The 17,037-nt window shown below is 36.3% G+C and carries 13 protein-coding genes; all 13 read right to left on the bottom strand.

Annotated features, from left to right (window positions below; all coding sequences use genetic code 11):
- Positions 1 to 308: 308 nt before the first annotated feature.
- Positions 309 to 1,079: a cell division protein DivIB gene (divIB, locus tag MHB70_RS17830; RefSeq protein ID WP_000798216.1), complete on the bottom strand. Its 771-nt coding sequence runs from the start codon at positions 1,077 to 1,079 to the stop codon at positions 309 to 311.
- A 98-nt stretch (positions 1,080 to 1,177) separates the two neighbouring features.
- Positions 1,178 to 2,083: a UDP-N-acetylmuramate dehydrogenase gene (gene murB, locus MHB70_RS17835; protein WP_000437054.1), complete on the bottom strand. Its 906-nt coding sequence runs from the start codon at positions 2,081 to 2,083 to the stop codon at positions 1,178 to 1,180.
- 62 nt (positions 2,084 to 2,145) lie between these two features.
- The gene (gene murG, locus MHB70_RS17840; protein WP_001265419.1) at positions 2,146 to 3,240 is read right to left on the bottom strand and encodes an undecaprenyldiphospho-muramoylpentapeptide beta-N-acetylglucosaminyltransferase; all 1,095 of its coding nucleotides are present in this window, start codon (positions 3,238 to 3,240) and stop codon (positions 2,146 to 2,148) included.
- A 101-nt stretch (positions 3,241 to 3,341) separates the two neighbouring features.
- The gene (gene spoVE, locus MHB70_RS17845; protein WP_000753526.1) at positions 3,342 to 4,433 is read right to left on the bottom strand and encodes a stage V sporulation protein E; all 1,092 of its coding nucleotides are present in this window, start codon (positions 4,431 to 4,433) and stop codon (positions 3,342 to 3,344) included.
- Between the two features lie 90 nt (positions 4,434 to 4,523).
- Positions 4,524 to 5,876 (bottom strand): UDP-N-acetylmuramoyl-L-alanine--D-glutamate ligase, encoded by a 1,353-nt coding sequence (murD, locus tag MHB70_RS17850; protein WP_000860107.1) that lies wholly within the window; start codon positions 5,874 to 5,876, stop codon positions 4,524 to 4,526.
- Positions 5,877 to 6,851, bottom strand: a complete 975-nt coding sequence (gene mraY / locus MHB70_RS17855) for a phospho-N-acetylmuramoyl-pentapeptide-transferase (RefSeq protein WP_000893065.1) — start codon at positions 6,849 to 6,851, stop codon at positions 5,877 to 5,879.
- A 22-nt stretch (positions 6,852 to 6,873) separates the two neighbouring features.
- The gene (locus tag MHB70_RS17860) at positions 6,874 to 8,349 is read right to left on the bottom strand and encodes a UDP-N-acetylmuramoyl-L-alanyl-D-glutamate--2,6-diaminopimelate ligase (RefSeq protein WP_000766294.1); all 1,476 of its coding nucleotides are present in this window, start codon (positions 8,347 to 8,349) and stop codon (positions 6,874 to 6,876) included.
- A gap of 208 nt (positions 8,350 to 8,557) precedes the next feature.
- Positions 8,558 to 10,474, bottom strand: coding sequence for a stage V sporulation protein D (locus MHB70_RS17865; protein WP_001266239.1), 1,917 nt, complete (start codon positions 10,472 to 10,474; stop codon positions 8,558 to 8,560).
- An 81-nt stretch (positions 10,475 to 10,555) separates the two neighbouring features.
- Positions 10,556 to 12,706 carry a penicillin-binding protein gene (locus MHB70_RS17870; RefSeq protein WP_080451807.1) on the bottom strand — a complete coding sequence of 717 codons (2,151 nt, stop codon included), beginning with the start codon at positions 12,704 to 12,706 and terminating at the stop codon, positions 10,556 to 10,558.
- A 21-nt stretch (positions 12,707 to 12,727) separates the two neighbouring features.
- On the bottom strand, positions 12,728 to 13,090 hold the full coding sequence (gene ftsL / locus MHB70_RS17875) for a cell division protein FtsL (RefSeq protein WP_000182809.1): 363 nt from the start codon (positions 13,088 to 13,090) through the stop codon (positions 12,728 to 12,730).
- Between the two features lie 15 nt (positions 13,091 to 13,105).
- Positions 13,106 to 14,038, bottom strand: coding sequence for a 16S rRNA (cytosine(1402)-N(4))-methyltransferase RsmH (rsmH, locus tag MHB70_RS17880; protein WP_000472506.1), 933 nt, complete (start codon positions 14,036 to 14,038; stop codon positions 13,106 to 13,108).
- A gap of 369 nt (positions 14,039 to 14,407) precedes the next feature.
- Positions 14,408 to 16,024: a bacillithiol biosynthesis cysteine-adding enzyme BshC gene (bshC, locus tag MHB70_RS17885; RefSeq protein WP_000405028.1), complete on the bottom strand. Its 1,617-nt coding sequence runs from the start codon at positions 16,022 to 16,024 to the stop codon at positions 14,408 to 14,410.
- Between the two features lie 79 nt (positions 16,025 to 16,103).
- Positions 16,104 to 16,988 carry a 2-dehydropantoate 2-reductase gene (gene panE, locus MHB70_RS17890; RefSeq protein ID WP_061529702.1) on the bottom strand — a complete coding sequence of 295 codons (885 nt, stop codon included), beginning with the start codon at positions 16,986 to 16,988 and terminating at the stop codon, positions 16,104 to 16,106.
- Between the last annotated feature and the right edge of the window lie 49 nt (positions 16,989 to 17,037).

The following is a 17,037-nucleotide window of genomic DNA, read 5'->3' on the forward strand; positions in this document are numbered from 1 at the left end:
TTTATACGTTTCCCTTTTTTAACCCTATATTTTTCTTATTTTTATTTAACATTCATTTAAGAATATCGCAGTAACCTGTGAAGAACTGCTTATCTTGAAATAATTTTATTTCAAGTGTAAAAATTACCGCCAAGTATAAGTCTACACTAAGATGTACTCATAGAAAAGTGAAACTTGTACCAATCCTAGTATGAATCTAAGAATTTTTACATATTTTTCATCAAATGAACCATTCTAGTAAATTCGTATGCATATGATAGAACATTCGTTTCTCTTTTTTCTATATTAATGCAGTGAATACTACCGTTCTATTCTTTTTTTTCTTCTACACCTAACTCTTTCGTATATGCACCTACTTCTAAGTCAATTAACACCTTCTTACCTGGCTCAATTGTTTTTAAAATAAGTGGATAAGTTTCCATACGCTTTGCGAAATTTTGAATCGTAGTGCTCACTTCATATCCTTCATTCATATATAAAGTAAGATGGTCTTCATTCGCATTCGTCGGTGAATAACGAATTTCAGAAATAGACCTTAAAATAGTCGGAGTTAACTTTTCTAGTTCAGCAATTAGTCCCTTCATTTTCTCCTCTTTAAAAGGTTCAAAAATTGGTGCTGCAACAGGAAGTTTTCCATTCGGGAGTACATCAAGTGTTTTCCCATTTTCTAATAACGGTTGTAATTTTCCATCTTTGTTTATATAACCAATCGTTACATATTCTTTAATATGAACATCAATTTTGTTTGGAAAACGCTTTTTTACATTTACTGCTTTAATTTCTTTTCGTTTCGTTAAATTTTCTTCCGCTTTATGTGCTGTCACTCGGAAATAACTTGTATCATATGTCACACCTGATTCCTTCATTACTTGGTCATCTGTCATATAATGATTTCCATACACACTTATCTTTTTTATATTACTAAGCGGAGACCGAAAATAAATTAAAAAGAGTACTAATAAAAATAAAATTGATATGTATAAAATCAGCCGATGATTAACATTTTTTTTGTTTTTTTTCTTTTGATTTTTTAATTTTGGTACACGATCTTGTAGTTTAATCACTTTACTATTTTTCATGTACGATCCCCCTATGTAACATAAAGAACGGCATGTTCCTCATGCCGTTCTTATCTTCTTATTATAACATAAATGATAATGAGCGGAATGAATAACCGTTATCTTCCAATGATTTCTACTTCTGTGTGCATTTCTACACCAAATTTATCCTTAATTGTATGCTTTATTAATGAAATCAAATCTAATACATCTTGCGCTGAGGCTCCCCCAGTATTAATAATAAAATTCCCATGCATTTCAGAAATTTGAGCTCCACCTATTTGATAGCCACGAAGCCCAGCTTTCTCTACTAAATCTCCAGCAAAATACGGGATTGGATTCCGAAACACACTTCCAGCACAAGGATGATTCCACGGTTGTGTTTCACGGCGGTAATCTTTATTCTTTTGCATGTTTCTTACGATTTTCTCACGCTCTCCTACCTGTAATTGAAACTCCGCCTCCAAAACAATACCAGGACGTTTCGTTTGCAATACAGATGTACGATATGAAAACTCCATTCCTCTATTCGTTAACCATTCAATTGTTCCGTTTTCAAATAGAATTAGAGCCTTTGACAATATGTTTGATATGTCTGATTTATGTGCTCCAGCATTCATATACACTGCACCACCGACACTTCCTGGAATACCACTTGCAAATTCCAATCCAGCCAACCCTTGGCGACTAAGTAATGTTGACAATTTAATAAGGGGATATCCGCCACCAACTCTTACCCTATGTTTTTCGACCTCTAAGTGGTCTAATCCTTCTCCTAAACGAATAACAACACCTTCTATCCCTTTATCAGATACAAGAAGGTTTGAACCTCGACCAATTACAGTCCACTTTATTTTATATTTCTTTACTAACTGCAATATTTTCTCAATACCGGCAACATGCTTTGGCACAATTAAAATATCAGCTGGTCCACCTATCTTCATAGTTGTATAACGTGCTAACGGCTCGTTAACTAACACGCGACCAACATTTGCTTCTATAAGCTCATTTACTAATTGTTCCATAGACGCTCTCCCCCAATATTAAGTTTCCTTATTACAGTAATATGCAGGGCGTTCACCTAACGTTATTTTTTCACAAGCTTATTCATTACTCCATACAACTTATTTGCTGCATCAGGAATACCTAGTTGCTTAGCAGCTAGCTTCATATTTTGTAATGTTTGTGTATCTAATAAAATCTCATCAATATCACGAATAAGCGTTTCAGCTGTTAATTCTTTTTCAAGTAACATTTTCGCCGCTCCTTTATCAACAACTGAAAGTGCATTCTTCTCCTGATGGTTATTTGTTACGTACGGACTCGGAATTAACACACTCGGCTTACCTAATGCTGTTAATTCTGCAAGTGTTGTTGCTCCGGCTCTTGAAACAACAAGATCAACGCCAGTTAGTACCTCTGGCATATTATGAATGAAAGGTTTAATAATAACATTATTCGGATTGCCTTTTTCCTTCACAGCATCCATCACTTTGTCATAATGCACTTCACCTGTTACGTACAATACTTCGTAACTTTTATTTCCAAACTGTTCAATTGCTTCTACGAAAGCATCGTTAATCGGTCTAGCTCCGCGACTTCCCCCAAAAATAAGTACGGACTTTTTAGGAAGAGATAGACCAACTGAACGTTTCCCTTTCATTCCGTTTTGATCCATTACCTCTGATGCTCGCGGATTACCTGTCATTACCACTTTTGACTGTGGAAAATGTTCTGTAGCTGCTTCAAAACAAACCGCAACTTTATCAACGTAACGACTTAAAAATTTATTCGTTACACCTGGTACACTATTTTGTTCATGTACAATAGTTGGAATACCTAGTTTTGCTGCCGCATATACAACAGGTCCACATACGTATCCACCCGTTCCAATCACTATATCCGGATTAAAACGACGAATATATCGTTTACTATCTTGTACACCCTTTAGAAAACGCATAACCGTTTTCACATTATCTAACGATATTTTTCGTTTAAATCCACTTATAACAATAGATTGGAACGGAATACCAGCTTTTGGAACGATGGTACTCTCTAATCCATTTTCTGTACCAATGTATAAAAATCTTGCTTCCGGATTTAATTTTTTTATTTCTCTAATTAAAGCAAGAGCTGGATAAATATGGCCTCCAGTACCCCCACCACTTACTAATACTCGCACTACTAATTCCTCCACTTCCCTGTTCTTATTCAATTGTATTTATTTCCATATACATATTGTATTTTCCACACATACGAAAAACCCTGTCTTTTAAACAGGGTTTAATAGCGAGAATGGCGACTTATATTCAATAATACACCTACTGCCATTAACATTAAGGTCAAACTTGATCCACCATAACTTAAAAATGGCAAAGTAATACCCGTAACAGGCATTAGTCCCGTTACAACACCAACATTAATCATTACTTGAATCGCAATCATCGCCACAATACCTACTGCTAAAAACGTACCATATAAATCTGGCGCTCCTAATGCTATACGAATCCCGCGCCATAGTAATAGACTAAATAATAATAACACAAATGAACCGCCAATAAAACCTAATTCCTCGGATAAAATTGCAAATATAAAGTCTGTTTGTGGTTCAGGTAAATAAAGAAATTTTTGTCTACTTTGCCCAAGTCCAAGCCCAAATAAACCACCAGGTCCAATTGCGAGTAACGATTGAATAATTTGAAATCCACTTCCGAGCGGATCTGACCACGGATCTAAATATGATGTGATGCGTTTCATTCGATATGGTGCTGATGCAATTAACCCTACAAATCCTGCTACACCAAGCAAACCAAACATTGCAAAATGAAAGACCCTTGCTCCCGAGATAAATATCATAATAATACATGTCCCAACCATTACCGTTCCCGTACCAAGATCTGGCTGTAACATAATCATCCCAAAAGCAAGAAATACAAAACTAAGAGCAGGTAGTAATCCACGTTTAAACGATGTAATTAACTTTTGTCGTTCCGCTAAAAATTTCGCTAAAAAAATAATCATCGCGAATTTCATAAACTCTGACGGTTGAATGGAAAATGCACCGATTCCAATCCAACTTCGTGCTCCCCCACGGACAAGACCTACTCCTGGAATTAGAACGAGAATGAGAAGAACGAAACAAACTAGCAAAATTACTTTTGAATATGTCCGCCACACCCAATAATCAATTTTCATGATAAAAAACATAGCCACTACACCAATACTCGCAAACAACAATTGTCTTTTTGCAAAAAAGAATGAATCCCCCATTTTATAAGAGGCCCAAACCGCACTCGCACTATAAACCATAATCATTCCGATTGTTAACAACGCAAGTGTAACGATAATAAGAATATAATCAGGCGTCTTCTTCATTAGCCATGAACACCACCTCTTTAGGCAGAATCTTTTGCCCTATGTAACAAAACATCAGTAGGTGTTAGCCTACTGATGTTTTGATTTACTTTATATAAGTTTATGCACAGCTTGTATAAAAATGTCTCCTCTTTCTTCAAATGTTTTAAATTGATCCCAGCTTGCACATGCTGGGGAAAGAAGAATTACATCGCCCTCCGTAGAATGAGCGTAAGCTTTCACTACTGCTTCATCTAAAGTGTCGACACTTTCAATTATATCTAATCCCACTTTTTCTGCTGCTCTTACTAATTTTGGTGCTGTTTGTCCAAATGTTACAAGCGCTTTTACATTTTTGAAATATGGAATTAAATCATCGAATTCATTTCCACGATCAAGCCCACCTGCTAATAACACAATTGGTTGTGTAAACGCAGATAAAGCTTTCTCAGTCGCTAACATATTCGTCGCTTTTGAGTCATTATAAAACTTACGGTTGTTAATAGTTGTTACATATTCTAATCGATGTTTTACACCTGTAAAACGTTTTAACACAACCGTAATAGCTTCATTAGAAACACCTAATAGTTTCGCAATACTCATCGCAGCTAAAATATTCTCTAAATTATGCTGACCAGGTAAAACAATATCGCTTACTTCAACAACTTTTTCACCTTTGAAATAAAGAGCGTTATCCTTTATACACGCACCATCTTCATTTTCTTTCGCTGTCGAGAATATTATTTTTTGACCTTTACTATAAGCAGATAAAGCCATCACATCTGCATCATCTGCATTTATTACACTATAATCGTTTTCTGTTTGGTTTTTAAAAATATTAGCTTTTGCTAAACCATATTCTTTTTTCGTCCCATGATAATCTAAGTGAGCCTCAAATAAGTTTAAAAACACAGCGATTTTAGGCTGGAAAGATTCTACTCCCATCAGTTGGAACGATGAAAGTTCTGTAACTACAACTTCATTCTCTTTTGCATCCTGTGCTACTTCACAAGCTACAGTGCCTATGTTCCCTGCAATAATAGGATGCTTTCGTCCTTCTTTTAGCATTTCAAACGTAAGCATTGTCGTCGTCGTTTTACCGTTAGACCCCGTAATGCCAACAAATGGCGCTTCTGAAATACGGTATGCTAATTCAACTTCCGTAACGATTGGAATCTGCTTTTCTTTCGCAGCAACTAATATTGGGTTAGAATACGGAATCCCTGGATTTTTTACTACAAGAGAAATATTTCTCTCTAATAATTCCAAAGGATGCCCCCCGCATACAACGTCCATTCCTTTTGCTTGTAATTCTGCAGCAAGCGTATTTTCTGCTAAAGGCTTTCCGTCATTTACAATAACATTTGCCCCTAATTTTTGTAACAAGGTAGCTGCTGCATAACCACTTTTTGCAATGCCTAATACAAGAATATTTTTATTTTGAAATTCAGTTACAGTTTTCAATTACATCCACACCCCGATATAAATTCCTAACATAGCTAATAAAAATCCTACAGACCAAAACGTCACAACGACGCGCCATTCTGACCAACCACATAATTCATAATGATGGTGTAATGGACTCATTTTAAAGACACGCTTTCCGGTTGTTTTAAACGAAATGACTTGAATAATAACAGATAAAGTTTCCATTACGAATACTCCACCAATAATTACAAGTAACAATTCTTGTTTTAGTAAAATTGCTACAGCTGCGATCGCTCCACCTAAAGCTAAGGAACCCGTATCTCCCATAAATACTTTCGCTGGATTCGCATTGAATACTAAAAATCCAAGTACAGCTCCTACAACTGCCATACAGAATATTGCTACTCCGAATTGCTCTTGTGCCACAGCAATAATACTAAACGCTCCAAATGCAATAGCGGCTGTTCCCGATAATAAACCATCTAAACCATCAGTTAAGTTAACTGCATTCGACCCACCAATAAGCATAAATAATACAAGAACAAAATACGCCCAGCTTAGTTCAAACTTAACATCCGTCCCTGGAATCATAATGTATGTGTGAAATGCTTGCCCTTTTCCAATTAAAAAGAACGCAATTGCAATAATAAGCTGTCCTAGTAATTTTTGTTTCGATGTTAAACCAAGATTTCTTTTCTTAACTACCTTTATGTAGTCATCTAAAAAACCAATTAATCCATAACCAAATGTCACCAATAATAGTAACGAAACCTCTGCACCTAAATGATTAAACTTAATTGCCATAATTAAGGTCGTTACCATCATAGATACATATATGACAATACCGCCCATCGTTGGTGTCCCTGATTTTTTTTGATGTGACTTCGGTCCCTCATCACGAATACTCTGTCCGAACTTTAATTTTCTTAAAAATGGAATAAACAGTGGCGAAAGGGCAACAGAAATTAAGAATGCTACCCCTGCCGTTACTAATAAACCTTGCTCAAGCACATGTAGTCCTCCTCTCACGTTGTTACTCTTCGTTGTTTAGACGCCCTGTAATTGCTTCTTTAGCAACTTCACGATCGTCAAAATGATGAACTTCTTTACCAATAATTTGATACGTTTCATGCCCTTTACCAGCAATAATAATAATATCTTCTGCTTTGGCTTTCGAAATAGCATAACGTATCGCTTCTTTTCGATCAACAATTACTTCATAATTATTCCCTTTTGCACCTTTTATCATATCATCTAGAATAGCCACTGGATCTTCGCTTCTTGGATTGTCTGATGTATAAATCGCTTGAGTTGCATATTCTACCGCGACACTTGCCATCACTGGCCTTTTCGTGCGATCTCTATCACCACCACAACCAACGATACAATACACATCACCGTTCGCAAACTGTTTCGCTGTTTTTAGAACGTTCTCTAAGCTATCAGGTGTATGTGCATAATCCACAATAACTGTGTAATTTTGTCCACCATCAACAACTTCAAAACGTCCAGGCACACCAGCAAGCTCTTTAATTACATCAATAATTGTTTGTAAGCTTACGCCTGAAACAAGCCCTGCTGCTGTTGCAGCCAACACATTGTATACATTAAACTTACCAATTAATTTCATCGTAACATCTACACTTTCATACGGTGTTACAAGTGTAAATGTCGTACCACCGCTCGTCATAACGATATCTTTCGCCATAATGTCACTTGAAACATCTATACCGTAAGTTACAACAGTTGCCGCTGTGCTTCTCATATACTCTTCCGCAACTGGATCATCGCTGTTTAATACAGCGTATTTTTTACGATTATGATTATAACTATTGCCCAGCTGTGCAAAAAGCAAGCCCTTCGCATGTTTATATTCTTCCATCGTTTTATGATAGTCTAAATGATCTTGTGTTAAATTCGTAAATACTGCAACATCATAATCGCATCCGTGTACACGCCCAAGATCTAAAGCATGAGATGAAACTTCCATTACTGTGCTATCTACACCTTGTTCAACCATTTTTGAAAACGTCTGTTGAAGTGTTAGTGCATCTGGCGTTGTATTTTTCACCTCAAATGTTTCATCACCGATTTTCATATTAATCGTTCCAATTAGCCCTGTTTTATGACCATGTGCGCGCATAATTTCATCCATAATATGCGATGTTGTTGTCTTTCCATTTGTACCTGTAATACCGATTAAATGTAACTTGTGTGTTGGTTGACCATAAAAATAATCAGCTAAAACCGCTAACGAACGAAAAGTATTTTTCACAAGTACAACTGGAACGTCAACATCAATTGGTCTTTCCGCAACAATAGCAGCCGCTCCTTGTGCCGCTGCTTGCTTAGCAAAATCATGGCTATCAACCGTATACCCTTTCATACATATAAATAAGCTTCCCTCTTTCACTTTACGTGAATCAGCTTCAATAGATGTGATTTCTGGATTTTCTTTTGGAACAACTGGAAAATCATGCAAACATGATACAAGTGTATGCAACTTCATTTCACTAAACCCTCTCTACATTGTTTATTTATCTCTTTTTTAGTAAGCAACACATTACCTCCTAGTTAATTTAAATAGGAGGTACGTGCTACTATCGTCTAATACATAGACCTATTTATTAATGAGACACTTGCTGTCTCAAATTAAGTAACTCTTCTATAAAGAACTCACTTCCACCAATTGTACCATAAAACGCACTATGTTACCTTTAATTCCCGAAGTAAATTCTAATTTTTGAGCCTTCTTTTACCTTGGCCCCAGCTTCTGGTGATTGTTTAATTACTCTCTCTCCATCTCCGCTTATATCAAGCTTCAAATCAACAAGTTGAGTTTGTAAATCCTTCTTTTTCATGCCAATTAAATTCGGAACTTCTACAGTTGGTGTGTCGCCCCATTTATATTCTTTCTCAACTTGTTCTTTTCTCGGTTTCACTCCCATAACAGGAAGTGCATCCCGAAGAATATTCCCAACAATTGGAGCCGCTACTACTCCACCAAATTGAGTGACTCCTTTTGGATTATCAACAGCTACATAAACAACAATTTGCGGATCATCCGCTGGAGCAAAGCCAATAAAAGACACTATATAATTATTCTCTAAATATTTACCATCTTTCACCTTTTGAGCAGTACCTGTTTTTCCACCTACACGATATCCGTCAATAAACGCACCTTTACCAGACCCCTTCGCTACAACATTCTCTAATGCATAACGAACTTTTTCTGAAGTTTCCTCGGAAATAACTTTCCTTTTATCAACAGGTGTTTTTTTACTAACAACTTGATTATTTTTCGGATCAATAAACTCCTTAGCTATATATGGTTGGTATAACGTTCCACCATTTACAGCCGCTGCTACAGCTGCTACTTGTTGAATTGGTGTAACAGAAACACCCTGACCAAATGAAGTTGTTGCTTGCTCAACTGGACCAACTTTATCTAACTTAAATAAAATCCCACTACCTTCACCTTGTAAGTCGATTCCAGTCTTCTGTCCAAAGCCGAAATTACGAATGTATTTAAACAATCTGTCTTTACCCAGTCGATCACCAAGTTCAATAAACCCTGGGTTACACGAATTTTGAACGACCTCTAAAAACGTCTGGCTACCATGACCTCCAGCTTTCCAACATTTTAATCTAGCCCCACCAACTTCAGCTGCTCCATCATCATAAAACGTATCTTTCTCTAAGTCTACCAAATTTTCATTCAAAGCGGCCGCTAACGTAATGATCTTAAATGTTGAACCAGGCTCATACGTACTCCATACAGGTAAATTTCTATTATACACTTCTGGAGAAACACTTTGAAAATCTGCTGGATCAAAACTCGGTCGACTCGACATGCCTAAAATCTCACCATTTTTTGGATTCATTGCAATGGCAATCATACCATCGGGATTATACGTTGACTCTGCGATATTCATTTCTCTTTCCATAATTCTCGTAATACGCGCATCAATTGTTAAGCCTAAGTTCAGTCCAGCTTCTGGTTTTTTGAAATCATCACCAATGTTAGGCATTCTTTGTCCTTTTGCATCTGCAAAAAAACGGACATGACCTTTATCACCATTCAGCTCTTTATCATAATATTTTTCTAACCCCATAAGACCTTGATTATCACTACCTGCAAACCCTAATACGTGTGATAAAAAATTTCCAAATGGATAGTACCGGATAGAATCCTCTGCAATATAAACTCCCTTTAAACTTAATCCTCGTACCTCTTTCGCTTTGTCATGCGATATCTTCCTGCCACCCTTATCTAACCTTACAATTGATTCCTTTTTTGTAACCCTCTTATAAATCTCGTCTTTTTCCACACCTAATACTGCAGCTAACTTCTCTGCAGTCTCTGCTGGTTTTTCAATTTGCCTCGGCACTACAAATACCGTCGGGGCACTTTTATTTGTGGCAAGTTCCACACCGTTTCGGTCTAAAATTTTCCCTCTTTCAGGCTCAAAAGTAATATTACGACTCCACGAATCTTTCGCGCGATCCGTTAACATATTCCCAAGAAAAAACTGTACATATCCAAGACGAATATCGATGATAGTGAAAATAAGTATACCTGATATAAGTATAAAAATAAGTCGTTTTCTAACCGTTACATTTGATACACGCATATTGGAACAAGCCTCCCTTACGCCTAGCTTGTTCCAATATATGCTTGTACTTATTTAATTAGAACTCCTTGCTTCTTACCATTACGGTTTTTCTGCTTCTTGTTGCGGTTCAAGTGGTGGTACTAGTGTTACACCTAATTCTGTACCCGGTTGCAGTAACGTTCCTTCTGCTACACTTTGTTCAGTTACGTATCCGGTACCAGAAGGTTTTAAGTTAAGCTGTAATGTTTTCGCCAAATTCATAACATCACGCAGTGCCCACCCTTGTATATTTGGCATTGTTGGCTTATCTCCCACTAAAAAGACTCGATCACCTTTTAATGTTTGTTCAGTCGCTTTTGGTACTTGTTGCTGCACTTTTCCTTCACCTAGTATGATTGGACGGAGTTTTGCTTTTTCAATTGCTTTCCCCGCTTCAGTCATCGTTTTACCAGTTACATCTGGAACAGCAGTTTGTTGCTCTTTTAAATGCTTCTTCGGATCTTTCACTTCATTTGGCTTTATCTTTAAATACTCTAAACTATTTTTTGTTACATATTTAAAAATATCAGCTAACGGCTGTGCGCCGTTCTCATCACCTTTCAATTTCGGCTGTTTAACAGCTACATACACAACAAGTTGCGGATCCTCCATCGGCGCCATCCCTAAGAATGAGAATATATAATTCTCTCTTCCTGTCATATAGCCACCTTTCCCATCCGGCATTTGCGCTGTCCCTGTTTTACCACCAACTGAATATCCATCGACTTTATAAGCAGTTCCTGTTCCTTTCGGAGATGTAACAACACGTTCTAACAACTGTCTTACTTGCGCTGCTGTTTCTTTTGTAACAGGCTTTCCTACTTCTTCTGGTTTATGCTCTAATTTTACTTCCCCTGTTATCGGATCTACAATTTTGTCAATCGCATATGGTTTCATCATTTTCCCATCATTTGCAATAGACGTTGCAGCTTGTACAAGCTGAATTGGCGTTACAGTAGAACCTTGTCCAAAAGCCGTTGTTACTTGCTGTATTTGCTGATCAAATAAAATTGTATTAGAACCTTCACCAGGTAAATCAATATTTGTTTTCTCATCTAGCCCAAAAGCATTAATATATTTACGGAAACGTTCTGGACCAAGTTTTTGATCACCTAAAATAGCAAACGCTACGTTTGAAGATCTCTCCACCCCTTCATCGAATGTAATAGAGCCCCAGCCAGCACCGCCATTATGATCATTTATCTTCCGATTTCCAACTTGATATGTACCAGACTGATAATAATCTTGTCCTTTGTACACACCTTCATTAATAGCTGCCGCTAATGTGAAAATTTTCATTGTTGACCCCGGTTCAAATGCATTTGAAATCGCATCATTGAAGAAATATTTAATTTGACGATCATTAGGATCATAACTAGGTTTAGTAGACATCGCTAATATTTTTCCAGTTTTCGGATCCGCAACAATCCCTATTAAACTTTCTGGATCATATTGTTTACTTGCCGCTTTCATTGCATCTTCTAAATAACTTTGGATTCGTTGATCCATTGTTAAATACACATTATCTCCATTTTTAGGTGCCTTTACATTCACTTTTCCACCATCGAGAGATACACCTTTACGATCACCTGTATAAGCTACTTCTCCATTAGAAGCACTTAAATATTTATCCAAACTTTTTTCTAAGCCAAATTGTCCTACCGAAGTTCCCTTTTCATTTGGTTTCGCATGACCTATGACGTAAGACGCAAAATCACCGTTTGGATACACTCTTGCATTTTCTGTAATAAAAGATATTCCCGGCAAATTCAATGCCTCTATTTGTTTCTTCTGTTCTCTCGTCAAATCCTTGCCTAGTGTTCCAAATTCGACTTGACTTCTGCCTTCCTTATTTAATGCAGCTAAAATATCCTCTTCGCCTTTTCCTAGTACTCCTGCAATTTTCTTTGCAGTATCCTCTTTATTCTCAACAGGTTTCGCACCTTTTAATTCAGCTACAAGTTTATAAGAGTTTGCATCTTGCGCTAACACATGACCATTTTGGTCATAAATCGTTCCTCGATTCGCTTCGAGAACTCCTGTTTTACTATGTTTTTGCTTAGCAAGGTCATCCAAATCCTGATTATGCACTGTTCCTGTCGCTTGTATGTAAAAAAATCGGGCTAATAATAGCAAAAAGAGCAGGAGGAAAAATATCATAAAATAACCTGCTCCTTTATTGGTATGAAATTTAGTCATATTTTTCTTCATCTTTCCTTCACACCTATTGCCTTACTTGAGGCCTTTCACATTATTCGCATTAATTTCTAGCCCATGTTTTTTTGCAACTTCAGCGATTCGTTCATAGCGACTTAGCTTCTCTACTTCAGCTTGCAATTCTTGATTTTCTTTTTGCTGCTGTACAATTTTTTCTTCGATCGTCGCTGCTTCTACATTAACTTGATAAAGCCCTGCTTTATTCCCAATAAACGCTACACAGGCATACAATAAGAAGCCAATAAACGCTACATACATCAGTTTTTCGACCCTTGTGATCTTTGCTTTAACCTTCGGCTTAACCATCTGCTGTGGGGGCGTTTGAATTTGTACCTCTTCTTGCGCTTGTTGTTTGTACTTTACAGCTAAATTAGTCATACCTCTCTCTCCTTTTTATCGTTTTTCAGCGATTCTCAACTTCGCAGAACGCGCTCGATTATTTTCTTCCAGCTCTATATCAGAAGGTAAAATCGGTTTTCTTGTAATAAGCTTTAATTTCGGCTTAAATTCATCTGGGATAATTGGTAACCCTGGCGGCAATTGCGGCGTTGTACTATTTCGCTTAAATGTTGTTTTACAAATACGGTCTTCTAATGAATGGAATGTTATAACACTAACTCTTCCACCAGGCTTGACCATCTCAATAGCAGATTCCAACGCTTCTTCAAATACTTTCAATTCATCATTTACAGCAATACGGATTGCCTGGAAAACTCGCTTCGCAGGATGTCCACCAGTTCTACGCGCAGGAGCCGGAATACCTTCTTTTATTAGTTCCACTAATTCTCCTGTCGTTTCAATAGCTTTATTTTCACGATACGCTTCAATTTTTCTTGCTATTTGCTTTGAAAATTTCTCTTCACCATACTGGAAGAAAATTCTTACAAGTTGTTCATATGACCAGCTATTTATAACATCATATGCTGTTAATGGGGCATCTTGATCCATCCGCATATCTAACGGTGCATCATGATGATAACTAAAGCCTCGCTCTGGTGTATCTAATTGTGGGGATGAAACACCTAAATCGAATAAAATACCGTCTACCTCTGTTATGCCTAATTCCTGTAGTTTTTCAGATAAGTAACGGAAATTGCTCTTTACCGTTATAAACTGCTCACCGTATGAAGAAAATTTTTCTTTTGCATTTTGAATCGCTATCTCATCTTGATCAAAAGCAATTAATTTTCCCCCATCAGTCAATTGGGATAATAAATAAGAACTATGTCCTCCTCCCCCCAGTGTACAATCTACATATGTACCATCTGGCTTTATATCTAAGCCGTCTACTGTTTCTTTCAAAAGCACTGTTACGTGTTTAAACATTGTTGCACCTACTCTTTTTCCAATTAATTTATGTTAAATGTATTCCTTCCTCTAAACGTATTTCTCACGATCAGAGAATGAAATACTACTAAAGAACGACTCAGTTAACTTACCAACAAAGGCAGCATACTATATAAATCGCTATTTTCTTTTATTATATACTAAATTTTATCATTTTTTACGGGAATTTAAATAAAAAACTGTCGAAAAAGAGAATAATACGTTTACATTTTGTGTGATTTTGTCATATATTTAAGTATCCTACATATATACAATCTCTACCAGTTACAAAATGATAATTCAGAAAAATTTCACTTCACAGTAAATTCAACAGAATAAAAATAAAATCCTGCTCCAAAGAGCAAGATTCTATAGTTTTATAACATGATGTTTTCCATCCCAAGAAAATGAATTCTCCATCACTCGATCAACGAAATCCAAACCGAACTGATTTAAATAATAACATACATTCCACACGCGCTCTTGCGGAGCTCCTAATGGACGAATTGCACATTGTATACGGCGGAATTTATTTAGTTGAACTTCATGTTTTTTCTCAACATTTCTTTTCAACATTCTTTCTAACAGTTCAATTTGTTCATTAATTTTCAACTCATTCTTCCCTGCGAATTCACTTAATCCTGGATCTATTTTTTTCACAAACTGTTGTAATGATGTATGAATATCAATAATTTCTTTTTTCGCCTCTATAAATCGATCGTCGATTGGTTCCTCTATTTGATCAGACAACCAGTTTTCACGTAATTTATCTACATCATGTAAAAACGGATCATTTTCTTGCAACTGTAAATCATTTAAATCTGTCGCTATATCTCTCTCTATATAAGTCATTGTAAGACGAGGAACGACAGGCGGCATTTGGAAACCAACAGTATGGAATACTTGTTGCAGTTCACTCCAATAAGCTATCTCCCCTGGACCTCCAATAAACGCTAGCGTAGGAAATACATACTCTTGCATAAGAGGACGTGTTACAACATTATTACTAAAACGCTCTGGACTTCTCTCCAACTCTTCAATCAATTCTTCATATGAAAAAGAATGTGTCCCATCTTTTCCGACAAACTTTCCTTGATTGTCTTCAAGCAGCACTCGCTCATTATCGATTTCCATGAATATATGCACTGCATTAGACTTTGTTTCAATAATTGGCTTATACCCTAATTCTTTAATTACTTCCTGCTGATTGTGAAGCCCCTCTTGCACTTCTTTATACTTGCTTATAATACGTTTGAAGAATGGAACCTCTAACTTCCTTAATTCAGGATGATGCGAATCAACAAGAATTAAACCAGAATTAGCAAACATTTTTGTAATAAGGTAAGCAAAGAAATCTACATACGTATTCGATTTATTCAAAGCATCATCTACAAATCGTAATACATCCTTTGTAAAATTCGTTTCTGGGTATGTTTTAAAAATCTCTTCCATCCATTTTCTACAATCTTCAACAGACAGTTCAGACTCAGAAGCACTCGCCTTTTTCGGATTACGGTCATGAAAAATAGTCTTTTTTATTTTTTTATTTTTCGTTACAAAAGTATGATTAATCTCATCCATATCATGATCTTCACCAGCAATCCAGAATACAGGAACGACTTTAACGCCTAAACTTTCTTCCTTTTCCTTTGCAAGCTGTAAAATTGAAATAACTTTATGAATTGTATAAAGCGGTCCAGTTAATAACCCCGCTTGTTGTCCAGCTATAACAACATATGTATTTTCATCTCCAAGCGCTTTTACATTTTGAATTGTAGATTCTCCCGCTTGCAATTTTGTATTATATTCTAATAAATGCGCTACTAACTCTTGGCGGAAAAACTTCCTTTCACGCAAATCATGTAAACGTTGTTTAAAAGCAACTTCTGTTAACATATAATCAAAACACGACTGTATCTCTTTTTTACCGTTCATATAGTCCGCTACAATACCTTGTTGCGGAACAGAGATTTCGTTTATCTCCATATAATTCTTCCTTTCGTATCCAGTTCTCTCACCAATCCACATTGTAGTCAATGTTTCACGTAAAAGCAAAGAATAACACTTATTCTTTTACTTCTAATCCTTTTATTGCATCGAACAAAAATTGAAGTGTCGGAACTGGTCGTTGCTGTTTCTTAGCTTTCTCTAACACATATCCAACAATTGCATCGATTTCCGTTTGTCTATTCGCTCTTACATCTGCTAGCATAGATGATGTATTATGAGACGTTCTTTCACATATACCTCGTACCATTTCCCATACCATTTCTTGTTCTTCACTAACAAGAAATGCAACTTCCCTAAATACTTGCTCCATCATTTGATAAAAAAAAGGATTCGTAATTAACTCACCGTTCTGAACCCGCAATAACGCTGTCAATGGATTAATACATACATTTACTACTAATTTTTTGTACATAATACCTTTCCAATCAGCCTCTATTTGAATTGGAAAATGAGCAAAAGGAAAATAATCGAATACTTTTTTAAAATATAAAAATGGACCGCGCACTACCCCAAACTTCGTTATACCTATTCCAGTATGATGGACCGTATACCTTTCTTCTTTTTTCGCACCGTGTTCTACAATACCAACAGCTATATTCTCATTTCTTATTTTCTGTATAGCATGAAGATGCGACATTCCGTTTTGCAAAAAGATTAATGATGATTCTCCTTGCACAAACGGTAATATGTCATTTATATGGTATTGCTTCACAGCAATAAATGTATAATCTAACTTCTGATCTAACATATATTCTATCGGTAAAATGGATGGAAATACCGTTTCACGTTTCCCATCTCTAATACAAGTTACACCTGTTTTATTCAATTCTTCAGTCTGCTTAGCCGTCCTTGTAAACAACGTGACATCTTGATTACTTTTTTGTAAATAAAATGTATACAATAGACCAATAGCACCTGATCCTACAATTCCAATTTTCATTTTCACCCAAGGAATTCATATTAAATTTCCTTGCCTTCCCTCCCTTTAT

Origin of the sequence: Bacillus sp. FSL M7-1020 (assembly GCF_038050415.1) — a bacterium.
GTDB lineage: Bacteria > Bacillota > Bacilli > Bacillales > Bacillaceae_G > Bacillus_A > Bacillus_A toyonensis.